Source organism: Flavobacterium sp. C3NV (genome assembly GCF_046825355.2).
GTDB lineage: Bacteria > Bacteroidota > Bacteroidia > Flavobacteriales > Flavobacteriaceae > Flavobacterium.
This window is the reverse complement of record NZ_JBKQBJ020000009.1, coordinates 96166-122419: the sequence shown is the minus strand read 5'-3', so window position 1 is coordinate 122419 and position 26254 is coordinate 96166. Positions and strand designations below refer to the sequence as shown.

The following is a 26254-nucleotide window of genomic DNA, read 5'->3' as shown; positions in this document are numbered from 1 at the left end:
TCTATGTTTCTATGTGTTTAAAATTTACGCAATATTATATTGATTAAAAGTTTTTTTCGCCACGAATTGCCCGAATTTGCACTAATTAAATTCGTGATAATTTGTGGAATTCGTGGCAAACCCTCTTCAAATAATAAGATTTGTCAGGCTGAGCGGAGTCGAAGCCCCGTTCCAATTCATAAGCCTTCGACTCCGCTCAGGGTGACAATCGGGTAAAAAAGAAATAAAATGAAAAAGCTAATTTTACTTATAATCTTCTTCGGAGTAACTTCAACAGGATTCTGCCAGCTTAAAAGCAAATCTTTTGAGGAAGTAGACAGTTTGCAATACTTTCAGAAGAAGAAAATAATCGTTTTCATTCATACCGATTGGTGTCAGTTTTGCCAAAGAATGAAAAATACGACTTTCAAAAATCAGGATATTATCCAAAAACTAAATTCTGATTTTTATTTTATTGATTTGAATGCCGAGGAAAAACGAGATATTACATTTAATAATCAGACTTTTAAATATAAACCATCGGGAAATAATGTTGGCGTTCATGAACTGGCATTGCAATTAGGAACTATCAATAGCCAAATTGTATATCCGGTTTTGTGTGTTCTGAATGAAAAACGAGAGATTATCCTACAATACAATAACTATCTTAACCCAAAGGATTTTAAACTGCTTTTAGAAAAATTGAAAGAATAAAATTTCTTATTTTTGAAAATGGCTTCTTCACAAATTCCACACTTCAATTATATCTTTACCGGAACAGGTTTATCTGCTTTGATGATCGTTTATAAAATGGTTTTGTCCGGGAAATTTTCTGGTCAATCTATTTTGTTGTTAGATGAAGATGCGAAAAAGACAAATGACAGAACCTGGTGTTTTTGGGCAAAAGAGGAAACACTTTGGAATTCTGTTATCTCAAAAAAATGGGATTCGGCTTTGTTTGCCAATGAAGATTTCAGGCGTGATTTGACGTTAAAGCCTTATCAATACAATCAAATTCGGGGATTAGACTTTTATGATTTTGTTTTTGAGGAACTTTCGAAACATCAAAATATTACTTTTTTAAACGAAAAAGTAACCGATATCAATGAACTCGAAACCCATGTTTTTGTGGGAACCGAGGACAATCGATATACTTGCGATTATTTATTCAACAGTATTTATACCAAAGCTTTTGCTTTAAGTCAGACCAAATATCCGGTTCTGCAACAGCATTTTGTGGGTTGGTTTATAAAAAGTGAAACTGAAATTTTTAATCCTGACCAGGCTACTTTTATGGATTTTTCGGTGGAACAAAGAGGCAATACGCGTTTTATGTATGTTTTACCCATTTCTAAAACCGAAGCTTTAGTCGAATATACTTTGTTTTCTGAGGATCTTCTCGCAAAAGAAGAATACGAAAATGAGATTCAAATTTATTTAAGAAATCTTGGAGCTGATCAATATGAAATTGTAGAAAAGGAGCAGGGCAGTATTCCGATGACGTGTTTTCCTTTTTGGAAAAAGAATACCAAACGCGTGCTGAATATAGGAACTGCCGGCGGATGGACAAAGGCGAGTACAGGTTATACCTTTAGAAATTCGGATAAAAAATCTTCTGAATTGGTGGCGTTTCTGGATCCTTCTTCCGATGCTTCGGGATATTTAAAGATGTCAACATTTTACAAGAAAAACAGATTCTGGTTTTATGATTTATTGCTTTTAGATATTCTGTATCGCCATAATGAGTTGGGAAGCGTTATTTTTTCATCTATGTTCAAAAAAGGAAATCCCGCTTTGATATTTAAATTTCTGGATGAAGAAACCACTTTAGTCCAAGATGTTAAAGTTATTTTAAAGTGTCCTAAATTACCATTTATAAAAGCGTTATTTAGAGTGATTTTTCTTTCAAATAAATTTAACCCAAAATAATAGCCTTTGAAAAATATTACTTTAGGATTTAGCTTCTTTTTTACTCTTTTATCTTTTGGGCAAGTTTCTACAAACAAAGCCCATGATGCAATCGTCGAAGAGTTTTTGACCAATTGTGCCGCAAAACATAAATATACTATCGAAATGAGCGAGTGGCAGTCCTGCCTGGATCAGGGTCTCAAAAAAGACAGCACTGTTGCTTATTTATGGCAGCAAAAAGCAATGCCTTATTTTAAATGCAGAAAGTACGAAGTCGGAATGCAGTATCTCGACAAAGCTGTTTTATACGACAAGAAAGAGTGGTTACCTTATAGAGGTTTTATGAAATGTATTTTTTCAAAAAATTATAAAGACGCTATCACAGATTTAGAAGAATGCATTAAACTTTATGGAAATGGTTATAGAATGGATCATCCCTACAGTTTTTATACGGGACTTTGTTATCTTCAGTTGAATGAGTATGCAAAAGCAGAGCAACTTTTGGACGATTATGTAAATGATATTTATAAAAACAGACAGCAATTAGAACATCCAACGGCATATTTTTATCAGGGAATTGCAAAATACGAACTTAAAAAATGGGATGAAGCGATTGTCATTTTTGATAAGGCAATTAAAATCTATCCGGAATTTTCGGATGCAAAATTTTATAAAGCCATTTGTTGGTTTAAGCAAGGAAAGCAAAGAGAGGAAGTTAAAGCGCTGATTGAATCGGCAAAAGCAGATGCTGCAAAAGGTTTTTCTATTAATGAAGATAATACCGTATATGAGACTTATCCGTATCAGGTAAGGTTTTGATTTTTTCAATCGAACTATAACAAAACTTTATACTTCAAATTAACTAGTTGCCACTAAACTTTGTAACTTTGCAGATCAAAAGTAAAATTTAAAATAAAGAGATATGTATCCAGAAGAAATGGTAAAACCAATGCAAGCTGAATTGACTGCTGCAGGTTTTCAAGATTTACATAGTGCTGACGCTGTAGATAACGCTATCAAAGCTGAAGGTACCACTTTAGTTGTTGTAAACTCTGTTTGTGGTTGTGCTGCAAGAAACGCACGTCCGGGAGCAAAAATGAGTTTAGAAGGAGCTAAAAAACCAGATCACTTAATTACTGTTTTTGCAGGTGTTGACAAAGAAGCTGTAGATGCTGCAAGACAGCATATGTTCCCTTTTCCTCCATCATCGCCATCTATGGCTTTGTTCAAAAACGGAGAATTGGTTCACATGTTAGAGCGTCACCACATCGAAGGTCGTCCAGCTGAATTAATCGCTGAGAACTTGCAAGATGCGTTTAACGAGTTTTGCTAATTTTTTAGTTGCTAAGGTTCTGAGTTGCTGAGGGACTAAGTTTTTAGCTTCAAAGTGGCAGAGGTACAGAGGTACAAAGATTTAACAAAAGCACTATAGAAATATAGTGCTTTTGTTGTTTTATCACTTTTTTGATCTTAGAACCTTAGTTCCTTAGCAACTCAGAACCTTTGTAGCTCAGAACCTTTGCTTCTTTGAACCTTTTTCCTTACTTTTGCACCTTCAAAAAATAATTTCTCAACTTAAATTAGTTTATAGCATGCAACTGTACAACACTTTAAGCGCAGAAGAAAGAGCCATCATGATCGATGATGCCGGTAAACAACGACTAACGTTGTCTTTCTATGCGTATGCCAAAATTCAAGATCCCAAAAAATTTCGCGATGATTTATTCTTAGCCTGGAACGCACTTGATGCTTTAGGCCGAATTTACGTTGCCACTGAAGGAATAAATGCTCAAATGAGTATTCCGGAAGAAAATTTGGAGGCTTTTAGAGCTACTCTTGAAGTTTATGATTTCATGAAAGGTATACGATTGAATGAAGCGGTAGAACATGATGATCATTCCTTTTTAAAACTGACGATTAAAGTTCGTGACAAAATTGTTGCCGATGGTTTAAACGACGAAACTTTTGATGTTACTGATATTGGTGTTCACTTAAAAGCCAAGGAATTCAATGATATTCTTGATGATCCCAACACGATTGTTGTTGATTTTAGAAATCACTACGAAAGTGAGGTTGGACATTTTAAAAATGCTATTACTCCCGATGTTGAGACTTTTAGAGAAAGTTTACCTATTATCAACGAGCAGCTTCAAAACCATAAAGAAGATAAAAATCTGGTAATGTATTGCACGGGCGGAATTCGTTGCGAAAAAGCAAGTGCGTATTTTAAACACCAGGGTTTTAAAAATGTTTTTCAGTTAGAAGGCGGAATCATTAATTATGCCAAACAAATTGAAGCAGAAGGTATTGAAAGTAAATTTATTGGTAAAAACTTCGTATTCGATAATCGTCTTGGTGAAAGAATTACCGATGATATTATTTCGCAATGTCACCAATGCGGAAAACCTTGTGACAATCACACCAATTGCGAAAACGATGGGTGTCATTTGTTGTTTATTCAATGTGATGAATGTAAGGCTGCAATGGAAAACTGTTGTTCTACAGAATGTCTTGATATTATACATATGCCTCTTGTTGATCAGGTTCGTTTAAGAACCGGAAAACAAGTTGGAAACAAGGTATTCAGAAAAGGAAAATCAGATAGTTTGAAATTTAAACATTCTGGTGAACTACCTAATACTTCTTTGGCTACAGCCGAAAAGCCACTAGATATTCGTCAAAAAATAAAAGTAAAGAAAGTACTTCTTGGTAAAGCGGAACACTATTATGTGAAAGCGCAAGTTGGTCTTTTTACTATCGAAAACCACGAATTAAATACTGGTGATAAAATCTTAATTTCAGGACCTACTACAGGGAATCAGGAATTGATTTTAGAAAAAATGATTGTCAACGAAGCACAAGCCACTACTGCTAAAATTGGAGATCGAGTTACATTTGAGGTTCCATTTCGTATTCGTTTGTCAGATAAATTGTATAAAATTGTAAATTAGCTGAAATTTTAAGCTAATTTATTGATGTCACAATCCTTTACCAAACTATGGGTTCATGCCATTTGGGCAACGAAAAATCGTCAGGAATTAATTGATGATTCAATTGAGAAAAAATTGTATGATTTCATTTATGAAGAATTAATTGATCTCGGTTGCCCTGTTAGAATCCTAAACGGAATGCCTGATCATGTGCATGTTTTATTTTTACAAAATCCACAAAAAACTATTACAGATATTGTAAAGCAAATAAAAGGAAGTTCTTCTCATTTTATAAATAGAGAAGAACTTATCCTTGAAAAATTTGCCTGGCAAACAGGATTTGCGGCTTATTCAGTTAGTGAGTCTCAGTTAGAGGTTGTTTATAATTACATTAAAAATCAAAAGCATCATCACCTTAAGAAAAATGGACAAGATGAATTTGATGAGTTTGTAAAATTGCATGGATTGGAGAAGAAATGATTTTTTAACTCAACGATACATTTCCCGTGGTTGAAACCACGGGCTATATTTGAAAAATATACAAATAAAAAACATAGCCTGCGGTTTCAACCGCAGGTACGCAATGTATATCTATAACGATTATTATATCGAGAAGATTGATAGTCCTCAAAACGTTCCCCGTGGTTGAAACCACGGGCTATATTTGAAATACCACAGATACAAATGAAAAACATAGCCTGCGGTTTCAACCGCAGGGACACAATGTGTATCTATAACGATTATTGTATCGTGAAGATTGATAGTCATCAAAACGTTTCCCGTGGTTGAAACCAAGGGCTATATTGAAATACCACACATAAAAAGGAAAACATAGCCTGCGGTTTTAACCGCAGGGACACAATGTGTATCTATAACGATTATTGTATCGTGAAGATTGATAGTCCTCAAAACATTCCCCGTGGTTAAAACCACGGGCTATATTTTAAACATTGCGAAAGAAAAAGCATAGTCTTCGGTTTCAGCCGCAGGGACGCAATGTATATCCATAACAAAACAAAATAATCAATGGTTTAACCATTGAAATACAATACAAATAAAAATGACAAAAAATAATACAATCGAACTTATGGCTCCCGCAGGGAGTTTTGATTCACTTCAGGCTGCTTTAGATAATGGTGCTGATTCTGTTTATTTTGGCGTAGAACAGCTTAACATGCGTGCGCGTTCAACGGTGAATTTTACTATGGATGATTTGCAGGAAATCGCTAATCGATGCGAAGCCAAAAATGTACGAAGCTATCTGACCTTGAATACAATTATTTACGATCACGATTTATCGGTTGTAAAAACATTATTGAATAAAGCCAAAGAAGCGAATATTACAGCTGTAATTGCCTCTGATCAGGCTGTAATCGCAATGGCGAGAACTATTGGTATGGAAGTTCATATTTCGACTCAATTGAACGTAACGAACATTGAAACCATTAAATTCTACAGTTTGTTTGCAGATACTATGGTTTTAAGTCGTGAATTAAGTTTGCGACAGGTGAAAAGCATCACAGATCAAATTGAGAAAGAACAAATAAAAGGACCAAACGGAAATTTAGTAGAAATAGAAATTTTTGGTCACGGTGCTTTATGTATGGCGGTTTCGGGAAAATGTTATTTGAGTTTGCATTCGCATAATTCATCGGCAAATCGTGGAGCGTGCAAACAAAACTGCCGAAAAAAATATACGGTAATCGATCAGGAAACTGGTTTTGAGATTGAATTGGATAACGAATACATGATGTCGCCTAAGGATTTGTGTACGCTTGACTTTTTAGATCAGGTAATCGATTCAGGAATTCAGGTTTTGAAAATTGAAGGTCGTGGCCGTGCACCTGAATATGTAGCAACCGTTATTAAAACCTATCGTGAGGCTATTGATGCTTATTATGATGAAACATTCTCTAAAGAAAAAGTTTCTGTCTGGATGGAAGCTTTAAACACGGTTTACAATCGCGGTTTCTGGGCAGGATATTATCTGGGGCAGGAATTAGGAGAATGGAGTGATATTCCGGGATCTGCAGCAACTCAAAAGAAGGTTTATGTAGGGAAGGGGACGCACTATTTCCCGAAAGCAGAAGTAGGACAATTTAAAATCGAAGCTTACGATATTAAAATTGGTGATCGAATTCTCGTTACTGGCCCAAGTACCGGAGCGCAGGAAATGATTATCGACGAAATGATGGTAAATGATTTGGTTTCTAAAAAGGCTACAAAAGGTGATGATTGCACTTTCAAACTTCCTTTTAGAATCAGAATGTCGGACAAATTATATAAAATCGTTGAAGCGTAATGGTTATTGTAACTTTACAAAGAGATAAATGCATTGGCTGTAATTATTGCGTCGAAATGGATCCGGTACATTTTCAAATGTCTAAAAAAGATGGGAAATCGGTTTTGATTCATTCGAAAGATGCAAAAGGCTTTTTTACTTTAAAATCTAATAATCATGCCGTTGTTGAAAGTTTTGAATTGGCAGCAAAAGCTTGTCCGGTAAAGATTATTACGGTTAAGGAGACTTAAGAACAATACATAAATAAAAAAGCTGCAATTTGCAGCTTTTTTATTTATGTATTGTTACACCAAAGTATGATTGTATTTATAAACTTTTGTCAATTACCATATTTTCCACCACGGTTTGCTTTCTTTTTTTGTTTCGACCAGAGTAGCAATACTGACAATCCTTATTTTATCATCGACGTTCATTAGTTTAAAAGGCAATTTTTCATTTTTGTTTATTCCAAGATTTTGATGTGGCTGCACTAATAAATTATAAAATCCTAACTTGTCTGCATTACTATATTTTTCAACACGACCCCAGACAAGCTCTGGTTCAAACTTATCATCAACATCTGCATTTGCAAACAATATTATTTGTACATCATCGGGAAATCCTTCTGCCCTATAAATATCAAAAGCTTCATTATTTCTAAATTCAGTTAAATCATTTCTGTTGTAACTTTCGATGTAAGATGGTTTGGTGAATTCAAAATCTCCCAGGAAACGGTCATGAATAACTTGAAAATGAGTTTGTGAAAATTGAGCGTATCTTATAATAACTCTAATTTCTTTTTCAAGAGGTGAGTCAGTAAATTCTATTTTGCCATCAACATTGTTAAATAGCTTTACAACCTCTAATGTTGTTCCTGCTACATGGTCAATGTAAACAAATCCCAAAATATTATCACCGGCAAAGTCAGCTAACGTATTTACTAATGCAGGATAATTTCGGTAATTGTCAATAGTTATCCATTGTCCCCAAATTTCGTTTTCTTTTTGTTGCTTATCCATTTTTTGTTGGTTTAAAATGCCCTAAGGGCTGTAGTGTCAATGCTATGCTAATTAGAATCAGTTCATCTTTAACTACTGTTAATTTGTATATTAAGTTTTTTTGTTCTGTTTGTAGTGGTGTTTTTTCTGTTATATCAAAGCATTATTCTCTAACAAGATTTACAAACTTAGCATTTGTCAAAGAAGATAAAGTTCCTTTTTTACCAATGCCTTGCCAGTCAGATATTTTCCCGTTTACATTAATTTTAATGCCAACTGAATTTGATGTTTCGTATATTGTATATTTGATATTACCGCTGTTAAACTCCAATTCGTTACCTGTATTTTGTTTTGTGAATTTGAATACTGCTTTATTTGCTTTTTCAGGACTCACCGGATGTGCAAAAGAAACAAATTTGTATTCATCATTTTGACGAAAAGCATAATACAAAACTTTATCCACTTTAAAAAGTATTATACGCCCTTTGCCATTTTTGGTGTCAAAGACAAGTAATTTATCTAAATCAGGTTCGTAAACAGATAAAGAAGTAAAAGGAATGTATTTGTTCTTTTCCCATTTCTTTCCTGTTATTTTATAAAAAGGCGTTTGGGTAAATCCATCTTCTTCAAAACTTGACAAGAGTTTGGTTTCTGTGCCAGAAACACTGTAATATGCACCAGCATGAAGAGCAGCTCCGCCACTGCTCCAGGTTATAAGCCTTTTGTTTTTAGCATCAATCTCAAACGAACCACCGCGCACACAAAAGGCATCATTATAAACACTGCTTATGCTTGAACTGGAGATAAAACCATTTGATGTATTAATAAAAATACTTGCTGTTGCTTGTGGCGAATAACAACCTTCATCATCATTAGTTACTGTGGCAAAAATAATAATGTCCGTTTTGCCATCAAAATTAACATCGCCTAATACCCGAATGTTTGGGTCAGTAATACTTTTGAATACGACTGTTTTAGCTGTTTTGCTAATTTGAGATTTCGACAATTCTTTTGCACCATATTCCAATACTGTTTTTTTACTTTCATTTTCGGTAAGTTTATAATATTCTTTTATTTCTGAGTTTACTGTTTGCTGGGCAAAATACAAAGTATAACCTTTCATAAAATCATTAATGATATAAGCTTTTTGTGCATTTGCATTATAAAATACTGCACAAAGAAAAAGGAGTAAAGAAATCTTTAGTTTCATATTTGTAGTGTTTTCAGGCTAATTTATATTGGCGTTTTATATTTTCTTCAGGATTTGTGCAAAAGCTGTACAATACGATTAAAAAAAAGTATTCGAGTGGTTTCATGAGTCTGTAAGTAAGATTGGCATAGAAAGGTGTTGTTATTTTCTTTGATAAAGGATAGCCATACTTATCATACGAATGTCTTATTATTTTATGAAAAGCAGAAAAATGTTCTTCAATCAATTCTTCAAATGCGTTGGCAATCTGCAATTGTCTGTTGATTATAATTTCGTGTCCGTGTCTGTAGCCCAATCGCACTGGTTTTACCAGTTCAGGATCGCCACATGCCGCAACTGTACACAGGTAATGTCCTCTATGATCGAGATAGGGCGGATGTGTTTTTTGCGAAAAGGTCCACAAAGTAGTGTCAGTAAATGCTTTTGTAAGTGCATCAGGATCTTGTCCCAGCAGAGTTAATACACACATAATAATTACAAACAGCGGTAACATCAATACTACTATCCATACAGATTGAAATTGCGATTTAGCCATCAATAGGTTGAGTTTGTTAAGGAACTTGTTTTTGTAAGTTCTTTGCTGTGACAGAGTAACTTCCTGTTGGGTTACTTTTACCCATAATACAAATGTGGTAATGAAATAGCAAATTGGCAACGGAACAAGTAGAATATGTGGTGAATCTTCATAACTCATTAGCTGCATAAATACCGGAATATTAATACACATTCCCAAATACATAAACGACATGGTGCAAACAAAAATCAGAGGAGGCAGTGATTTACCTTTTAGCCATATTAAAATTTGTGCCGTAAGTGATAAAAAGAAAAAAAGTACCAACCATCCAGAATATTTAGATGCAAATGGTTCATATCCGTCTCCATCTACAGTATCTATTGCTACTGAGTAATGTGCGCTGTTCATTTGTGATCCTAAAATGAATAGCAGGATGCAAAATAAATAGATGCCAATGAAGATAAACTCAACTATAGCTTGTTCTTTGGCGATATTTCTTCTGAAACTTTTAAAAAGTTTAAATGAACCAATAATTACAACAATAGTTAATAATAGAAAGAAAGTAATTGTCATGATTATTGTTTTTTAATCTTCTGAAACTTCAAGCTTATCAAAATTGTTGCTAAATAAAGTAGAGATTTATTCATATGCCAGGTAATGGTTTATTAAGTTTGAGTTTATTGCTTTTGTTTAGTTTTCGATTTTAATTTCCATTTCCCATTTTTCCCTACATATTCATAATCATACATTCGCTTACCTGTTCGGTCCTGAAAATGCTTTTTTATTGGTATAATAGTAAGATCGGGTTTTAAATAATAACTGCTTTCTTCAGAAACTCCAAAAGCACTTCCGTACAATTCTGTATTGATAGTTTGGTTTGCTTTCTCAAATTCAGGTTTTGACCAGATATCCGTTTTTTCAACTGTATTGAATAATCTGACAAGTTTTTCTTGCTTTTGATCATTAATAAAAATTACAGTCCACTGATTTCCATTTACATTAGAAAATACCCAACACAAAAGATCTTCATCTCCGTCATTATCAAAATCAATTATTTTAAAATTTGAAATAAGCACATCGTTATCAAAGTGCCACATAAAAGGTTGAAAATTCAGGTTTTCCTGAAATTGCAAATTGTTGTTTTTGAATTGATAAAGAGATGCTATCGAGTCATTTTGTAAACGAAAAGAATATTTTAATGGAATTTTTCCTTTCAATTCAAATTCACATTCAGGTTTTTCTTGAGTAAAATCAATATCTTCTACACTTAGTGAGGCAGGAGGGAAATTCACTTTGAAAGTAAGATGATAGGAAGAATCAATTTCAGTTTGTGAAAAAGAGTAGTTAAAAATTAAGAAAAAAAGTATAGAAAGGGGCTTCATCGAATCACGTAATTACTAAATGTAAATATAGTATTCTGTAAGTAAATTTTTAATTTTATAAAGAGAAATAACAAAAAGTAAGTTTTTGAAATAAGTTTTATAGAGCGTCTTTTGTTTAAGAAATTCGGTTTAATAATAATCATGCCATTGTTGAAAGTTTTGAATTGGTAGCGAAGGCTTGTCCCGGTAAAGATTATTAGGGTTAACGAAACTTAGTATTAAAAAACAATCCCTATTTTGCATTATTACAAAATAGGGATTGTTTTGTCTTTGAAACTTTCTTATTAAATGCCGATTTTAGCATTAATATTATGCTTTGCGACATATGCTTTTGCGACATTCATCAATTTTGTAAACTTAGTATCAATTTCGCTTTGAGTTGCGGCATCAAAATCTGCAATTGCTTTTTCTATTTGTTCAGGTGAAGCTTTTTCATCCTTCATTTTGGCAATTGGCAGATAGCCTTCTTTTTCTTTAGTAATTGCATAAGAGAATAAATCTTTTGATGCTTGAAGAAGTTCCCGATTGTCATCATCTTCCTTTATTTCTTTAATTTTTTTAAATTGAGTTTCTAAATTGGTAATATCAAATTTAAAATAATCGTAATATGAAGATGGAATCATTTTTTTTTGACTTTCATCATAAATCTGTGGTTCAGATTCTAACTTAAAATTAATGTCCTTACTTCCAAAACGGGATAATAAATTCGAATTTAGCGCGGCTATTTCAAAAGTTTTTTCTGGGGAAAGGTTTGTACAAGAGGTTAAAAATAGACTTGTAACGATTAATACTAATATGATGGAATTATTTAATGTCTTTTTCATTTTTTAAGTTTGTTTGTTATTTATCCTTTTAAAATTTTACTTTTCTCGGCGTCAAATTCTTCAGAAGTTAAAATTCCCGCATCCAAAAGTTCTTTCAAATCTAATAATGCCTTTTTCTTTCCTTCGATAGAATTTACTGAATCTGTTTTTTGTGGTTCTTCTTTATAAATTGGAGTTACTATGGTTCCTGATGGAGCATATTTCAAAATCAATTCTGTAATTTCATTAAAGCCTTTTACATTCGAATAATCAATTGCCTTTTGCTCTTTTACATTTACGATAGAAGCGTCGGCTTTATTTTCAAGTAAATATTTAACAACATCTTTCTTTCCGTTTGCAGCACTGTAATGCAAAGGCGTGTTCCCGGATTCATCTTGAATGTTAATATTTGCACCGGCTTCGATTAACAATTTTACCATGCTTAAATTGCCTTTTTTTGTAGCAACATGTAGAAGGCTTTCTCCACCATAAGTATAACTGCTGTTAAGTGTAAAACTAGATTCATTAGCAATATTTGTAGCGCTAACAATCCAATCAAGATAATCATTCATAGAAGAAGTGTCGCTTGCCAGAGGTTTACTGTAGTTAACGTCAACTCCATTTTCTAAAAATAAAGAGACAATTTCCTTTTGATTATTCGCGCAAGCGTACCAAATAGGAGAATAGCCGTTATTGTTGGATGTAAATACATCAGCACCTCTTTCTACTAAAAGTTTGGCAAGCATTCTGTTGGTTTCGTAGCATGCAATCAAAAGAGCATTTTCTCCGGAATGATTTACATGATTTATAGCTGCGCCATTGTCCAAAAGTAAAGTAACAACTGGGATCGATTTGGTGTAACAAGCATGAAGAAGTGGTGTGTTTCCTTGTTTATCTGTAACATTAATATCGGCTCCTTTGTCTAAAAGTAACTGAATAATTTCCCTATTCAATTTTGTTGAAGCAAGTAAAAGCGGCGATTCGCCATTATTATTCAGTAAATTAACATCAATTCCTGCTTCGAGCAACTTTGTTGCAATTTCAGTTTGAGCGGTCTGGGCTACCAAATGTAAAAGGCTGTTTCCTAATTTATCATTTGTGGTAATTTCGGCACCCTTTTCTAAAAGATACAATGCAGTTTGTTTTTGTTTTTGAAGACAAGCAAAAAATAAAGGCGTTTCTCCCTGATGATCTTCATAATTAATATCAGCTCCGTCTTCGGTTAGTATTTTTACAATATCCAAATAACCTCTGTGTGCGGCATAATGTAATGCTGTTCTTCCTCTTTCGTCTGTATATTTTACATCTGCTTCTTTATTTTGAAGCAGCAATTCGGCTATTTTTCTGTTGCCGTTTTCACAGGCAATTATAAATGACATTGACATATATTTGTTTTTAAATAAATGATTGTTCTTACTGTTTCATTAAAAGTTCGACCGTTTTAATTTTCAAATTATCCCCAGATGCGAGCATTAAAGCCGTTTCATCTTTGTCATTAGAGATCGAAATGTCAGCACCTTGATCCAGCAATAATTTTACTTTTCTATAGGTTTCTTTCGCCATTTCAGCATCGTAATTAACATTGTAGGCGCAAACTTTATGCAAAATGGTATTTCCGTGATTGTCTTGTTCGTTCACATCTAAAGAAACATTCTCTAAAACTGATTTTAAAATATCAGACTTCTTCTCTACGATAAAGTCAATTCCAGATTTTGGCTGACCGTAATATTGAGCGCAGAAGTTTACATCGGCACCATCAGCTAATAATCTTTCCAAAAAGGTAATATCGCTTGGCGAGCCCGAAACAGAACTGATGAAATGAGTTAATAAAGTACGCCCATCTTTGTTTACAATATTAAAATCAGGCGGAGCAACTGTTGCTAATGCATCATACATATCAAAAGAAAACTGCTCGGCAACAGCGTAATAAAAAGCGGTATTGTTGAGGTTGTCTGTTTCGTTGGCATCCGCTCCATTTTCGAGAAGGAAGGGAATAAAATCTTTTTTGCTTCTTTTAATAGCACAGATTAACGGAGTTGTACCAACAATGTTTTTTTCGTTAATGTCGATACCATTATCCAGAAGAATGGCTATGTATTCTTTTACTTTGTCTGTTTCAAGACCATAAGTGTTTAAAATGGTATAGATGAAATTTTCTCCTGCGTTATTTTTATATTGAACATTCGCCCCAAAATCATCAATCAGAGTTTTAATGATTTTTGGAGATGCATTTTTTTCAAGAAAATAACCAAGTAACGTTTTGTCACTTATTTCATCATTAATGTTTTCCATTTTTGACATCAATTCTTTGAAAAAAGCAATCGATTCGTCGTCATCGTTTAATCGGGTTAAAGAATTAAAAATAGATTTGTCAAAACTATCTAATTCATAGATGTCGGTTTCAATAAAACCTGCTTTAATTAATTTTTCAATGAAATCAATTTCTTTGGCTTCAATAATTTTGGCTGTGATTTGAGAAAAATTGTTTTTAAGATATTGATCGTTAAAAATTTCGCCGTTATTTAGAGATTCTCTTGCCTCGTCAAATTTTCCCTGGAAAAGGAAACTTTCAATCTGGTTTTGTGTTTGCATTTGAAGTGGTATTTTAAATGAAAAATTATGTTTTGATGAAGCCAGCATTTACAACAGTTGACTTCACAAACTATGTTGTAAGATAAAACATAAAATTGAGAAATATATTTCAAGATAAAAATTAAAAAAGTCTTTTTACATCATAAAACATAAAAACAGACAATTTTTACGGTGAGATTAAATGGCAATTGGCAGGCTATTCTTCAAAAAGCCTAAGTTCATCAAAATCTTCAATTTCAGATAATTTAAGCAGCTTGTTTTTTCTAATCTTGGTCACGGTTTTCTTAAATACTTCTTCACCAGTGTCTGCATCCTCGTTAGTGTTTTCGTTTCTTATCATTGTTGAGGTCAAGTAATTTATGCTTACATCGTTGTTCAGGTAAATTTTTAGTTTTCAGAAGTCTTTAAAATTATGTTAGCAGTTAGTAATACTCTATTTGATTTTCAAAAGTTGTTTTAGATGAAAGTTCTATTTTTTGGTTAAAGATATTTTTTTCATAAACTGTTTTTTGTTTCCAGATCCAGTTTCCTTTTGCATCATACTTATATTGGTATGCATTGTAATCGCCATTTTCCCAAAGTTCTTTTATTATATTTCCATAAGCATCATTTTTTATAATGACAAAACTGCTTTCTTTTTCATCATTACTTAAATAAGATTGTTTAGTAAGTCTTTTCTTTTCATCATAAAAATATTTTATTATGTTGTGTTGCTGATCTTTATATCTATCGATATAATTTTTCTCTTTTCTTATTAGATTGTTGTCAGCATTATAAACAAAAAGGATTTGTTCTTTATTTTTTTGTGGATTAAAGATGTTTTGTAGTATTAAATAGTTTCCATTTTGCTGCCAGCATTTAAAATTTATTTCTGAACCTGCTGAATTTGTTTTTTCATTGGGATTCATTAAAATCATTTTAAGCAATGTGTCGTTATAGTCGTAAACATGAGTTAATCGAATAATAGGCTGAAGGGAGTCTAAAAGATAAAGATCTACTTTTGCAGGCAGGTTTTTGTCGTTGTACTGAAAAACGAAATTTTTGTAAAGCTCAAGATCATTAGGTTTTTGTTTTATTTTCCTGGATTTTGATTGTAACAACAAATTGGTTTTAGAAAACAGACTTTCTTCTATGGTGTTTTGTAGCGATATACTAGGTAAGGCTATATTGGGATGTGTTGTTGTTGTTATATTTTTAATAGAACCTTTAAGATTTAGGTCTTTTAAAGTGTAATTTATATTCAGTTCATTATTGGCAAGTAATAAGTCAATTCGATTACAAGGGCATAAAATAGCCTCACTTGGTATAGTTATACTATCTATTTGATGAAGATATGTTTTTTTTAAATCGTCTGATACTTTAGGATCATAAATCGTTAAATTTTCATTCTCGTTTTGTTGGTTAGCGGTCACGGGTTTTTGTGCTTTACAAGGGAATAAAGAACAAATAGAAAGTAAGATCAGAATTAATTGTTTCATTTTAATAATATCATATTACTATTTACTAAATGTAAATATAGTATTCTGTAGGTAAATTTTTAATTTTTATAAAGAGAATAACAAAAATAAGTTTTAGAATAAGCTGTAATAAGAATAGAATTAGAGAATTTTGGGTTTGAAAATTTCAGTCTGATATTGTTATAAAAAAAGCTTATTTTGCCTTAAAGATTCCTTGCTTTTGTATTTAACGAAGCATTAGTATTAATCCATAAAAAGCAAACTAAAAAAAATACTATCTTTACCGATCAAACGTTTATGAACTTAAGTTGCTTTTTTGCAACACTACATATATAATTATGGCATGTACAAGTTGTTCAACCTCAGATGGTGGCGCACCAAAGGGTTGTAAAAATAATGGGACTTGCGGCACCGATAGCTGCAATAAATTGACGGTTTTTGACTGGCTCGCGAACATGAGCCCGTCTAACGGAGAAGCAATTTTTGATTGTGTGGAGGTTCGTTTTAAAAACGGACGCAAAGAATTTTTTAGAAATTCAGAAAAATTAACTTTAAGTATTGGTGATATTGTAGCAACTGTTGCATCGCCAGGACACGATATTGGTATTGTTACTTTGACAGGCGAATTGGTAAAAATTCAAATGAAGAAAAAAGGTGTTAACCACGAAAGTAACGAAGTACCTAAAATTTACCGAAAAGCTTCTCAAAAAGATATTGATATCTGGTCTGTAGCGCGTGATCGTGAAGAACCAATGAAAGTTCGTGCACGAGAATTAGCGATTCAGCATAAACTTGAAATGAAAATATCTGATATTGAATTTCAGGGAGACGGATCTAAAGCTACGTTTTACTATACGGCAAATGACAGAGTCGATTTTAGACTTTTAATTAAAGATTTTGCTAAAGAATTCAGTACAAGAGTCGAAATGAAACAAGTAGGTTTCCGTCAGGAAGCTGCTCGTTTAGGCGGAATTGGTTCTTGCGGAAGAGAATTATGTTGTTCAACCTGGTTAACAGATTTTAGAAGTGTAAATACATCTGCAGCGCGTTACCAACAACTTTCTTTAAATCCTCAAAAATTAGCCGGACAATGCGGAAAATTAAAGTGTTGCTTAAATTATGAGCTTGACACTTACATGGATGCCTTAAAAGATTTTCCGGATTATGACACTAAATTAGTGACTGAAAAAGGAGATGCTATCTGCCAGAAACAAGATATTTTTAAAGGATTAATGTGGTTTGCTTACACTAATAATTTTGCAAACTGGCATGTTTTGAAAATTGATCAGGTAAAAGAGATTATTGCCGAGAACAAACAAAAAAATAAAGTCTCTTCACTTGAAGATTTTGCTATAGAAGTAGTTTCAGAACCTGAAAAAGACTTTAATAATGCAATGGGTCAGGAAAGTTTAACTCGTTTTGATCAGCCAAAAAGAAAGAAAAAACCAAATCGCAAACGCAAACCAAATGCCGAAGCAGCGATTGTGGCTACTCCAAACAAACCGCAGCCAAATCAAAATCAGAATAAGCCTGCAGGAGGAAATCCAAATAAAGGGAATAACCCAAACAAAGGAAACAAACCGAATAATAACAAGCCGAATAAACCTAACAATTCAAACGAGAATAAACCGGCTGAACCTAGAAAACCTATAATTATTACTAAAAATGAGAATAAAAAATAGTGCGATTCTTCTTTTGGTAGGAATATTACTTTTTTCTTGTGATAAAAAAAGAGTATTCGATGAGTACAAATCTGTTGGAAGTGCCTGGAACAAAGACAGTATTATAACTTTTGATCTGCCAGTTTTAGATTCAACCAAAAAGTACAACTTATTTATAAATTTGAGGGACAATAACAATTATCCATTCAAAAATTTGTTTTTAATTGTGGCTATCGAAACGCCAAGCGGTTTCACTAAAGTAGATACCTTAGAATATGAGATGGCAAAACCGGACGGAACCTTGTTAGGGAACGGTTTTACTGATATAAAAGAGAGTAAACTTTATTATAAAGAAGATGTAAAGTTTAAAGGAAAATATAAAGTACACATCAAGCAAGCCGTTAGAGAATCAGGAAAAATTCCTGGAGTTCAGGAGTTAGAAGGTATTACAGACGTAGGTTTTAGAATAGAACAAAAAGATTAGAAAAATAGTTATATGGCCACCAAGAAAATCAATCAACCTAATAGTAATAAAGATATTAACTACTATAAAAAGAAATTCTGGAGAGTTTTTGCTTATACCTTGTTGGGTATTTTAGCTTTCTTTTTATTTGCCTCATGGGGATTATTCGGATCGATGCCTTCATTTGAAGACTTAGAAAATCCGGATTCTAATTTGGCTACAGAAATTATTTCATCTGATGGAGTAGTGATAGGTAAATATTTTAAAACCAACAGATCACAGCTTAAATATTCAGATTTACCAAAAAACCTTGTAGATGCTTTGGTTGCAACTGAAGATGCCCGTTTTTATGAGCATTCAGGAATCGACGGGCGAGGAACTTTGCGTGCTGCTTTTTCTTTGGGAACCAATGGAGGAGCTAGTACACTGACTCAGCAGTTAGCAAAACAATTATTTCATCGTGGTGGATCTAGCTTTTTGCCCTTTAGAATAGTGCAAAAAATAAAAGAGTGGATTATTGCCATTCGTCTGGAACGTCAATATACCAAAAATGAAATTTTGGCGATGTATTGCAACGTTTATGATTTCGGAAATTACGCTGTTGGAGTAAGTTCTGCTGCGCAAACGTATTTTTCTAAAGATCCTAAGGATTTAACGATAGATGAATCCGCAATATTGGTTGGGATGTTTAATAATTCATCTCTTTACAATCCTTTGAGAAACCCTACGGGTGTTAAAAACCGTCGTGATGTTGTACTGGGTCAAATGGTAAAAGCCAAGATGATTACAGAAGCTCAAAAAGAGAAGTACAAGGCAATGCCAATTGCTTTAAAATTCAAATTAGAAAGTCACCGCGAAGGAACAGCGACTTATTTCAGGGAATATCTTCGTGATTACATGAAAAAATGGGTTGCCGACAATAAAAAACCAGACGGTTCTGATTACGATATTTACAAAGATGGTCTGAAAATCTATACGACTATCGATTCAAGAATGCAGTTACATGCCGAAGAAGCAGTTTCTGAACACATGAAAAACCTGCAACAGCAATTTTTTATTGAACAGAAAACCAATAAAAATGCACCTTTCGTAAATATTTCGCAAGCAGAAACTGATCGACTAATGATGCAGGCGATGAAAAATTCTACGCGTTGGGCTATCATGAAAGATTTGGATAAAAGCGAAGACGATATCATTGCTTCATTCAAAGTAAAAACTAAAATGCGCGTATTTACCTGGAAAGGGGAACGCGATACGGTAATGACACCGCTGGATTCTATTCGTTATTTTAAACACTTTTTACAATCTGGTTTAATGGCTATGGAGCCTCAAACCGGAAATATTAAAGCTTGGGTTGGTGGAATCAATTATAAATATTTTCAATACGATCACGTAGGGCAGGGAGCAAGACAAGTAGGTTCGACATTCAAACCTTTCGTTTATGCAACCGCAATCGAACAATTGAATATGTCTCCTTGTGATTCTATTCTTGACGGGCCTTTTATGATTCACAAAGGACGCCATAATGTTACTGCAGACTGGGAGCCAAGAAACTCAGATAACAGATACCGCGGAATGGTAACTTTAAAACAAGGTCTTGCGAACTCAATCAATACGATTTCTGCAAAATTGATAGATCGTGTAGGACCGGAAGCTGTTGTAGAACTAACGCATAAATTAGGTGTTAAAACCGAAATTCCTGCTCAGCCTTCTATCGCTCTTGGAGCTGTAGATATTACGGTTGAAGATATGGTTGCTGCTTATGGTACATTTGCCAATCAGGGAGTGTATGTAAAACCACAATTTTTAAGCCGTATTGAGAATAAAAGTGGAGAGGTGATCTATGAGCCAATTCCGGAATCTCATGACGTTTTAAACAAAGATATTGCCTTCGCAGTAATCAAATTACTTCAGGGAGTTACAGAAACCGGTTCTGGTGCACGTTTGCGTACGCAAGGAGGAGGAAGTGGAGATAATCGCTGGACAGGATATCCGTACATGTTTAAAAACGCAATTGCAGGAAAAACAGGAACAACTCAAAACCAGTCTGATGGTTGGTTTATGGGAATGGTGCCTAACTTGGTAACAGGAGTTTGGGTAGGTTGCGAAGATCGTTCTGCACGTTTTAAAAGTTTAACTTACGGACAAGGTGCAACAGCTGCATTGCCAATCTGGGGTTACTTTATGAAACTATGTTATGCAGATCCCGGACTTCAGGTTTCGAAATCAGAGTTTGAGCGCCCGGCAAATCTTTCTATAAAAGTAGATTGTTATAGTGCGCCAAAAGTAAAAGATACAACAGCTACAGAACAAAATACAGACGAATTCGAACTATAGTTTAAATTCCTTTTTATATAAAATTATCCTTTTGTGATTTTCTGAATTTAGAAACACAAAAGGATTTTTTTTTGAATAAGTGTAATAAACATTTAACCGCAAAGTTGGGAAAGGTTTACGCAAAGAACGCTAAGCTTTGCGAACTTTGCCTTTTTATAAAGACTAAGAATAAAAAAACCTTGCGTTCTTTGCGGTTAAATATCAGTCGCTATTGGTAGATTTTATTTTTTACGAAATCGTTATAATTTAATCTAAAAATGGTATTTTTATCAAAAATATACGGTAATAAAGACCATTTGTTATGATTACAAAAAAAGTAAATAACGTTCAAGAGGCTACAGAAGGAATAGAAAGCGGAATGACCATTATGTTTGGTGGTTTTGGCTTATGCGGAATTCCTGAAAATACTATAGCGGCATTAGTAAAAACAACCGTTTCAGATTTAACTTGTATTTCGAACAATGCAGGAGTTGATGATTTTGGTTTGGGATTGCTTTTGCAGAAAAAACAAATCAAAAAGATGATTTCGTCCTATGTAGGCGAAAATGCTGAGTTCGAACGCCAAATGCTTTCTGGAGAACTTGAAGTTGAGTTGACGCCTCAGGGAACTTTGGCAGAACGTTGTCGTGCAGCGCAAGCCGGGATTCCAGCTTTCTTTACTCCGGCCGGTTACGGAACTGAAGTTGCCGAAGGAAAAGAAGTTCGTGAATTCAACGGAAAGATGCACATCATGGAACAGGCTTTCGAAGCTGACTTTGCCATTGTAAAAGCCTGGAAAGGAGACGAAGCGGGAAATCTTATTTTTAAAGGAACAGCCAGAAACTTCAATGTGTGTATGGCCGGTGCAGCAAAAATAACCATTGCCGAAGTGGAAGAACTAGTTCCCGTTGGCACTTTAGATCCAAATCAAATTCATATTCCGGGAATTATGGTACAACGCATTTTTCAGGGAGAAAAATTCGAGAAAAGGATTGAACAACGAACTGTAAGACAGCGAGTTTAATTAGATAATTGAGATAATTGTGATTAGATAATTGAAAATATTATCGCAATAAAGTTGCTTTAATAGTTTTAAGAGCTTATAAATTAAAATATTATCATGGTTTACTTTAAGTAAAATATTATCTATTTTCTAATTGACTCATTAAAATAGGCACATTAAACTTATGACTAAGCTTTTTAATATTATTCTGTTTTCTTTATTGTCTTTTTCAACTTTCGCACAATCGACAAATGAATTGCGACAACAGTTAAATCAGATCATATCGTCTAAAAACGCAACAGTTGGAATGTCGATAAAAGGAATTGAAGATAAAGATACTTTAAGTATCAACGGAAACTTAAAAGCTCCTATGATGAGTGTTTTCAAGTTTCATATTGCTTTGACGGTTTTGAATAGAGTCGATGAAGGTAAGCTTTCACTAACACAGCAGATTTTTATTAAAAAGAAAGAGTTACATGAAGATACGTGGAGCCCAATGAGGGAAGATTATCCGGATGGAAATGTAAATTTAACTTTAGATAAAGTATTAAGATATACCATTTCGCACAGTGATAATAATGGTTGCGACATTCTAATTAATTTACTCGGAGGAACAAAAGAAGTTCAGAAGTTTATCAATAAACAAGGAATTAAGGATTTCGTGATTAAAGTAAACGAGCAACAAATGCGAACCTGGGAGAATCTTTATGTGAATACAACGACTCCGCTGGCAACAACAGCGTTATTGGAAAAGTTTTTTAAAGGAGAAATTCTAAAAGAAAACACGACAAAGTATTTGTATCAAATAATGACAGAAACCTCAAGAGGATTGACCTGGATGAAAGCGGGACTTCCTGAAAATACAGAACTGGCACACAGAACAGGAATTTCGGGAACTAATGATGCAAATTTGAGAGTAGCAATGAATGATATTGGAATTGTAAAACTCCCAAACGGGAAACATTTTATTCTATCTGTTTATTTAAAAAACATCACAGAAAAACAAGAAGATACAGAGAAAATAATTGCAGCTATTACAAAAGCAACCTGGGATTATTTCGTAGAGAAAAATTAGATAATTGAGATAATGAGACAATTAGATAATTATAAAGCATTATCTAATTATCAAATTGACTAATTGGCACATTAATAAATTGACACATTAGAAAAATATGTTAACAAAAGAAGATATTGCAAAACGAATTGCAAAAGAAGTAAAAGACAGGTATTTTGTAAACTTAGGTATCGGGATTCCGACTTTGGTAGCAAATTACGTGAGAGAAGATATTGCGGTTGAGTTTCAGAGCGAGAATGGCGTTTTGGGTATGGGACCTTTTCCTTTTGCGGGAGAAGAAGATGCTGATATTATCAATGCAGGAAAGCAAACCATTACAACGCTGCCGGGAGCAAGTTTCTTTGATTCGGCTTTTAGTTTCGGAATGATTCGCAGTCAGAAAGTAGACTTGACGATTTTAGGCGCGATGGAAGTTTCTGAAAACGGAGATATTGCCAACTGGAAAATTCCGGGCAAAATGGTAAAAGGAATGGGAGGCGCAATGGATTTGGTGGCTTCCGCCGAAAATATCATCGTGGCCATGATGCACGTCAATAAAGCAGGAGAATCTAAGATCTTAAAAAAATGCACTTTGCCATTAACGGGCGTAGGATGCGTTAAAAAAGTTGTAACCGAGTTAGCAGTTCTCGAAGTGACAGAAAAAGGTTTTAAGCTCTTAGAACGCGCGCCAGGTGTTTCAGTTGAGCACATTATCGATTCGACCGAAGCTGATTTAATTATTGAAGGCGAAATTCCTGAAATGGCTATTTAGATTTTTAACCGCGAGGAGCGCTAAGATTTACGCTAAGCTCGTTTTTTTTAATCTCGCAAAGGCGCGAAGTCGCAAAGATAATTTGCAGAATCTTTAAAGTATAAAAATAAAGCCGCTCAATTGAGCGGCTTTATTTTTATAAAAAACTTAGCGACTTTGTGCCTTTGCGAGATTAAATCATAGAGCATAAAAACTCTGGACTTTGCGTAAATCTTAGTGCTCCTCGCGGTTAAATAAATTACAATGTAAAACTCATACGTCCAAAGTAGTAAGCTCCCGTAGTTCCCATTTGCACAGGTGCATATTTGAAAACTCCGTAATAACTGTTCTCGTAAATTTGTCTGTCCGGGAAAATATCAAATAAGTTGTTGGCTCCCAGAGCAATCTGGATTTTTGGAGTGATTTTATAAGCAACAGTCATATCGGTAACTACTTTTCCGTTGTGTTTCTGGATGCCTCCAAAAGGGAAACCATCACGAATTACTTCACCAAAATACGTGTTTCTCAGTAAGAAATTCCATTTGGTTAAACTATAATTAATAGCAAAAGTACCTTTGTGCTTAGGCGTATTCGTCTCGATAAGACTTCTTTCCTGAGGTCCGTAATACACATCTTCCTGACCTACAAATAAAGCCGGAATATTGTTCAGCTGATCATCAACTTTATTGTCGTTGTAGTTGTACAACAACGAAAGATTCATTTTTCCCGGACCAACATTCATATCGTAATCAATTACAACGTCGACTCCGTTTGTAGTCGTGTTGATGGCATTCGTAAAGAAACGTCCGGTTTGTGCGCCGTATTGAGCAAACAAAGCACGAAGCGCAGGAACAGGTTCACCCGCAGCATCATTTCCTAAATTTCCGGTAAGGATGATTCGGTTGTCGATTCTAATATGATAGTAATCAGCTGTAATGTGTAGTTTTTTTGTTGGAGAATAAACAACTCCAAAACTGTAGTTTCTTGAAGTTTCTTCTTTTAATTTCGGAATTCCAAGCTCTTTCGCTACCTGACTGTCATTTCTAAAAATACCCGAATTCAGGATTTGTCCGTCAACAGCATCAGTCGCAATATTGTTGAAGTATTGCTGGTGCAATGATGGCGCTCTAAAACCAGAACTAATCGCTCCACGAACAAATAAATTGTCTAATATTTTATATCTCGCAGATAATTTTCCGTTAATGGTATTTCCAAAATCGGTATAATCTTCATAACGACCTGCAACTCCAATCAAGAATTTCTCCGTGATATCGGCCTCAACATCAGCATAAACGCCAACGCTGTTTCTGTTTTCATTCACTTCATTCAAAGGAGAAAATCCCGGGAACGATTGTGCTCCGCCATTGATATAAGAGTTTTCCTCTCCAGGAACAATTTTGTATTTCTCAAAACGATATTCACCTCCAAATGCAACATTCAAACCGTGAAAAACATCTTTGTAAAATCGGGTAATATCAGCATTTACAGTATTTTGCAAGAAAGAGTGATTTCCGGCTTTAAAATCTGTCTGACCATTATCGCCTAACGAAACGTTGTTGGTATTCGATACATCATAAATAAATTTGTTTTCACCGATAGTATTGCTCACATCCAGTTTCCATTCTCCAAATTTGAATTTAAAACCAACCGAAGAAGAAAGATCCGTTACAACAGAATTCAATTCAGGTTGAAATCCGAAAGGGAAAATAGAAGCCACCACATTTTCAGTTTCACTTGGTAAACGTCTGAAACCGTAACCTGTACCTTCTCTATGGCTAACGCCTCCGTTTGCATAAAACTCGATTTGATCGTTTAACGGAATCGATGCATTAAAGAATCCCTGAATATTCTGGATTTTTGCATCTCCAATCTGAAAATTAAAATCATCACGCGTCAAACCATTTTGAGCCAATAAATTATCATCAATCTGGCGTGATTGTGCCGGATTATCAGCAAAATCATAAGCGAAGAAATTGCCTTCAGCAGATTGATCAAAAATAATCAGGTTATTATTTTGAGAACGATTGGTTTTCTGGCGGTCATTAAATTCAGCCGAAAGGTTAATAAAACCACCTTTGTTGCCAATTTTTGTTCCGTAGTTTAAGTTCACATTTGTGGTTTGCCCATCATTTCTGGATGTCGAACCATAAGTGGCATTTACTTCTAAACCTGCATTGTCTTTTAAAACTAAATTAATTACACCCGCAATCGCATCAGAACCATATTGCGCTGCTGCACCATCACGTAAAACTTCAATTCTCTTGATTGCCGAAGCAGGAATCGCACTTAAATCTGTACCAACAGAACCGTTTCCTACCGTATTTTGATAATTTACTAATGATGTAGTATGTCTTCTTTTTCCGTTAATCAAAACCAAAACCTGATCAGGACCTAAACCTCTTAAAGAAGCCGGATCAATATGTTCAGTTCCATCCGCAGAAGATTGTCTGTTAGAGTTAAAAGACGGAATCAAATAGGTCAAAATATCGTTTGTAGTCGTTTGTGGTGTTGTGTTTCTGATTTTTGCTAGGTTTACAACATCAACCGGAACTGCTGTTTCGAGTTTGCTTTTATTTGGATTTCTACTTCCTACGACTACAATTTCGTCAAGGCTATTATTTTCTAAAGCCAATTGCACTTCGATAATAGGATCTTTTGCAACGACTTCTTTGGTTTGATATCCAAATAAAGAAACAATAAGTGTTGGATTATTGGCAGAAGCATTAATCGTAAACTTTCCTAAAGCATCGCTTGACGCATTAATTTGAGTTCCTTTGATTAAGATTGTAGCAAATTCCAGAGGATTTCCGTTTTCATTCGTAATCGTTCCTTTTATCTCGTGACTCTGCGCAAAAAATAAAGTGCTGGATAAAGTAAGAATTGCTGTTATGACAATTTTTAATTTTTTTCTCATTGATAATTTAGTTTTGTAATTGATTTAATAATTATTCA

The 26254-nt window shown here is 34.1% G+C and carries 24 protein-coding genes; 14 read left to right on the top strand and 10 right to left on the bottom strand.

What is annotated here, in order from left to right:
- Positions 1-228: 228 nt before the first annotated feature.
- The 8 genes from ACIDC4_RS14475 to ACIDC4_RS14440 all read left to right on the top strand — a co-directional run bounded on the left by ACIDC4_RS14475 (position 229) and on the right by ACIDC4_RS14440 (position 7349).
- Complete coding sequence (locus tag ACIDC4_RS14475) at positions 229-693, top strand: thioredoxin family protein (protein WP_412044813.1); 465 nt, start codon at positions 229-231, stop codon at positions 691-693.
- 18 nt (positions 694-711) lie between these two features.
- Positions 712-1908 (top strand): lycopene cyclase family protein, encoded by a 1197-nt coding sequence (locus ACIDC4_RS14470; RefSeq protein WP_412044812.1) that lies wholly within the window; start codon positions 712-714, stop codon positions 1906-1908.
- 6 nt (positions 1909-1914) lie between these two features.
- Positions 1915-2706 (top strand): tetratricopeptide repeat protein, encoded by a 792-nt coding sequence (locus ACIDC4_RS14465; RefSeq protein WP_412044811.1) that lies wholly within the window; start codon positions 1915-1917, stop codon positions 2704-2706.
- 103 nt (positions 2707-2809) lie between these two features.
- On the top strand, positions 2810-3220 hold the full coding sequence (locus ACIDC4_RS14460; RefSeq protein WP_026982321.1) for a BrxA/BrxB family bacilliredoxin: 411 nt from the start codon (positions 2810-2812) through the stop codon (positions 3218-3220).
- 259 nt (positions 3221-3479) lie between these two features.
- Positions 3480-4838, top strand: coding sequence for an oxygen-dependent tRNA uridine(34) hydroxylase TrhO (gene trhO, locus ACIDC4_RS14455; RefSeq protein ID WP_230033908.1), 1359 nt, complete (start codon positions 3480-3482; stop codon positions 4836-4838).
- A 24-nt stretch (positions 4839-4862) separates the two neighbouring features.
- Complete coding sequence (gene tnpA / locus ACIDC4_RS14450; protein ID WP_412044810.1) at positions 4863-5297, top strand: IS200/IS605 family transposase; 435 nt, start codon at positions 4863-4865, stop codon at positions 5295-5297.
- 580 nt (positions 5298-5877) lie between these two features.
- The gene (locus tag ACIDC4_RS14445; RefSeq protein WP_412044809.1) at positions 5878-7119 is read left to right on the top strand and encodes a peptidase U32 family protein; all 1242 of its coding nucleotides are present in this window, start codon (positions 5878-5880) and stop codon (positions 7117-7119) included.
- Positions 7119-7349 (top strand): ferredoxin, encoded by a 231-nt coding sequence (locus ACIDC4_RS14440; protein ID WP_412044808.1) that lies wholly within the window; start codon positions 7119-7121, stop codon positions 7347-7349. Before ACIDC4_RS14445 ends, ACIDC4_RS14440 begins: the two co-directional genes overlap by 1 nt.
- Positions 7350-7442: 93 nt before the next feature.
- Here the strand turns inward: ACIDC4_RS14440 and ACIDC4_RS14435 are convergent, their stop codons facing one another.
- From ACIDC4_RS14435 to ACIDC4_RS14395, 9 genes are all read right to left on the bottom strand, one after another.
- A complete protein-coding gene (locus tag ACIDC4_RS14435; RefSeq protein WP_412044807.1) occupies positions 7443-8117 on the bottom strand; it encodes a hypothetical protein in 675 nt (224 codons plus the stop codon).
- Between the two features lie 142 nt (positions 8118-8259).
- A complete protein-coding gene (locus tag ACIDC4_RS14430; RefSeq protein WP_412044806.1) occupies positions 8260-9306 on the bottom strand; it encodes an XAC2610-related protein in 1047 nt (348 codons plus the stop codon).
- 13 nt (positions 9307-9319) lie between these two features.
- Positions 9320-10393: a DUF6688 domain-containing protein gene (locus ACIDC4_RS14425; RefSeq protein WP_412044805.1), complete on the bottom strand. Its 1074-nt coding sequence runs from the start codon at positions 10391-10393 to the stop codon at positions 9320-9322.
- A gap of 104 nt (positions 10394-10497) precedes the next feature.
- Entirely contained in the window at positions 10498-11202 is a 705-nt protein-coding gene (locus ACIDC4_RS14420; RefSeq protein WP_488381147.1) for a hypothetical protein, read from the bottom strand.
- 284 nt (positions 11203-11486) lie between these two features.
- On the bottom strand, positions 11487-12026 hold the full coding sequence (locus ACIDC4_RS14415) for a BAR domain-containing protein (RefSeq protein ID WP_412044803.1): 540 nt from the start codon (positions 12024-12026) through the stop codon (positions 11487-11489).
- A gap of 20 nt (positions 12027-12046) precedes the next feature.
- Positions 12047-13384 carry an ankyrin repeat domain-containing protein gene (locus tag ACIDC4_RS14410; protein WP_412044802.1) on the bottom strand — a complete coding sequence of 446 codons (1338 nt, stop codon included), beginning with the start codon at positions 13382-13384 and terminating at the stop codon, positions 12047-12049.
- Between the two features lie 34 nt (positions 13385-13418).
- The gene (locus tag ACIDC4_RS14405) at positions 13419-14597 is read right to left on the bottom strand and encodes an ankyrin repeat domain-containing protein (protein WP_412044801.1); all 1179 of its coding nucleotides are present in this window, start codon (positions 14595-14597) and stop codon (positions 13419-13421) included.
- 196 nt (positions 14598-14793) lie between these two features.
- Positions 14794-14937: a hypothetical protein gene (locus ACIDC4_RS14400; RefSeq protein ID WP_412044800.1), complete on the bottom strand. Its 144-nt coding sequence runs from the start codon at positions 14935-14937 to the stop codon at positions 14794-14796.
- An 82-nt stretch (positions 14938-15019) separates the two neighbouring features.
- Entirely contained in the window at positions 15020-16075 is a 1056-nt protein-coding gene (locus tag ACIDC4_RS14395; protein WP_412044799.1) for a hypothetical protein, read from the bottom strand.
- 317 nt (positions 16076-16392) lie between these two features.
- Between ACIDC4_RS14395 and ACIDC4_RS14390 the strand changes: the two genes are divergently transcribed.
- The 6 genes from ACIDC4_RS14390 (at position 16393) to ACIDC4_RS14365 (ending at position 23323) form a co-directional block, all read left to right on the top strand.
- Positions 16393-17736, top strand: a complete 1344-nt coding sequence (locus ACIDC4_RS14390; RefSeq protein ID WP_412044798.1) for a PSP1 domain-containing protein — start codon at positions 16393-16395, stop codon at positions 17734-17736.
- The gene (locus tag ACIDC4_RS14385) at positions 17720-18199 is read left to right on the top strand and encodes a gliding motility lipoprotein GldH (RefSeq protein ID WP_412044797.1); all 480 of its coding nucleotides are present in this window, start codon (positions 17720-17722) and stop codon (positions 18197-18199) included. The genes ACIDC4_RS14390 and ACIDC4_RS14385 overlap by 17 nt, the downstream gene beginning before the upstream one ends.
- Positions 18200-18211: 12 nt before the next feature.
- The gene (locus ACIDC4_RS14380; RefSeq protein ID WP_412044796.1) at positions 18212-20515 is read left to right on the top strand and encodes a penicillin-binding protein 1A; all 2304 of its coding nucleotides are present in this window, start codon (positions 18212-18214) and stop codon (positions 20513-20515) included.
- A gap of 301 nt (positions 20516-20816) precedes the next feature.
- Complete coding sequence (locus tag ACIDC4_RS14375; protein ID WP_412044795.1) at positions 20817-21518, top strand: CoA transferase subunit A; 702 nt, start codon at positions 20817-20819, stop codon at positions 21516-21518.
- A 163-nt stretch (positions 21519-21681) separates the two neighbouring features.
- Complete coding sequence (gene bla / locus ACIDC4_RS14370; RefSeq protein WP_412044794.1) at positions 21682-22572, top strand: class A beta-lactamase, subclass A2; 891 nt, start codon at positions 21682-21684, stop codon at positions 22570-22572.
- Between the two features lie 97 nt (positions 22573-22669).
- Positions 22670-23323 carry a 3-oxoacid CoA-transferase subunit B gene (locus ACIDC4_RS14365; RefSeq protein WP_412044793.1) on the top strand — a complete coding sequence of 218 codons (654 nt, stop codon included), beginning with the start codon at positions 22670-22672 and terminating at the stop codon, positions 23321-23323.
- 238 nt (positions 23324-23561) lie between these two features.
- Here ACIDC4_RS14365 and ACIDC4_RS14360 read toward each other — a convergent pair whose 3' ends face one another.
- Positions 23562-26216 carry a TonB-dependent receptor gene (locus ACIDC4_RS14360; RefSeq protein ID WP_412044792.1) on the bottom strand — a complete coding sequence of 885 codons (2655 nt, stop codon included), beginning with the start codon at positions 26214-26216 and terminating at the stop codon, positions 23562-23564.
- Positions 26217-26254 lie beyond the last annotated feature (38 nt).

What these genes read in the sequence shown, in the direction of transcription:
- ACIDC4_RS14460 (WP_026982321.1), top strand. Translation starts at nt 2,810, where the DNA reads ATGTATCCAGAAGAAATGGTAAAACCAATGCAAGCTGAATTGACTGCT.
- ACIDC4_RS14380 (WP_412044796.1), top strand. Translation starts at nt 18,212, where the DNA reads ATGGCCACCAAGAAAATCAATCAACCTAATAGTAATAAAGATATTAAC.
- ACIDC4_RS14395 (WP_412044799.1), bottom strand. Translation starts at nt 16,075, where the DNA reads ATGAAACAATTAATTCTGATCTTACTTTCTATTTGTTCTTTATTCCCT.
- ACIDC4_RS14415 (WP_412044803.1), bottom strand. Translation starts at nt 12,026, where the DNA reads ATGAAAAAGACATTAAATAATTCCATCATATTAGTATTAATCGTTACA.
- ACIDC4_RS14385 (WP_412044797.1), top strand. Translation starts at nt 17,720, where the DNA reads ATGAGAATAAAAAATAGTGCGATTCTTCTTTTGGTAGGAATATTACTT.
- ACIDC4_RS14425 (WP_412044805.1), bottom strand. Translation starts at nt 10,393, where the DNA reads ATGACAATTACTTTCTTTCTATTATTAACTATTGTTGTAATTATTGGT.
- ACIDC4_RS14410 (WP_412044802.1), bottom strand. Translation starts at nt 13,384, where the DNA reads ATGTCATTTATAATTGCCTGTGAAAACGGCAACAGAAAAATAGCCGAA.
- trhO (WP_230033908.1), top strand. Translation starts at nt 3,480, where the DNA reads ATGCAACTGTACAACACTTTAAGCGCAGAAGAAAGAGCCATCATGATC.
- ACIDC4_RS14470 (WP_412044812.1), top strand. Translation starts at nt 712, where the DNA reads ATGGCTTCTTCACAAATTCCACACTTCAATTATATCTTTACCGGAACA.
- ACIDC4_RS14400 (WP_412044800.1), bottom strand. Translation starts at nt 14,937, where the DNA reads ATGATAAGAAACGAAAACACTAACGAGGATGCAGACACTGGTGAAGAA.
- ACIDC4_RS14365 (WP_412044793.1), top strand. Translation starts at nt 22,670, where the DNA reads ATGTTAACAAAAGAAGATATTGCAAAACGAATTGCAAAAGAAGTAAAA.
- ACIDC4_RS14360 (WP_412044792.1), bottom strand. Translation starts at nt 26,216, where the DNA reads ATGAGAAAAAAATTAAAAATTGTCATAACAGCAATTCTTACTTTATCC.
- tnpA (WP_412044810.1), top strand. Translation starts at nt 4,863, where the DNA reads ATGTCACAATCCTTTACCAAACTATGGGTTCATGCCATTTGGGCAACG.
- ACIDC4_RS14405 (WP_412044801.1), bottom strand. Translation starts at nt 14,597, where the DNA reads ATGCAAACACAAAACCAGATTGAAAGTTTCCTTTTCCAGGGAAAATTT.
- ACIDC4_RS14390 (WP_412044798.1), top strand. Translation starts at nt 16,393, where the DNA reads ATGGCATGTACAAGTTGTTCAACCTCAGATGGTGGCGCACCAAAGGGT.
- ACIDC4_RS14445 (WP_412044809.1), top strand. Translation starts at nt 5,878, where the DNA reads ATGACAAAAAATAATACAATCGAACTTATGGCTCCCGCAGGGAGTTTT.
- ACIDC4_RS14420 (WP_488381147.1), bottom strand. Translation starts at nt 11,202, where the DNA reads ATGAAGCCCCTTTCTATACTTTTTTTCTTAATTTTTAACTACTCTTTT.
- ACIDC4_RS14440 (WP_412044808.1), top strand. Translation starts at nt 7,119, where the DNA reads ATGGTTATTGTAACTTTACAAAGAGATAAATGCATTGGCTGTAATTAT.
- ACIDC4_RS14430 (WP_412044806.1), bottom strand. Translation starts at nt 9,306, where the DNA reads ATGAAACTAAAGATTTCTTTACTCCTTTTTCTTTGTGCAGTATTTTAT.
- ACIDC4_RS14475 (WP_412044813.1), top strand. Translation starts at nt 229, where the DNA reads ATGAAAAAGCTAATTTTACTTATAATCTTCTTCGGAGTAACTTCAACA.
- ACIDC4_RS14375 (WP_412044795.1), top strand. Translation starts at nt 20,817, where the DNA reads ATGATTACAAAAAAAGTAAATAACGTTCAAGAGGCTACAGAAGGAATA.
- bla (WP_412044794.1), top strand. Translation starts at nt 21,682, where the DNA reads ATGACTAAGCTTTTTAATATTATTCTGTTTTCTTTATTGTCTTTTTCA.
- ACIDC4_RS14435 (WP_412044807.1), bottom strand. Translation starts at nt 8,117, where the DNA reads ATGGATAAGCAACAAAAAGAAAACGAAATTTGGGGACAATGGATAACT.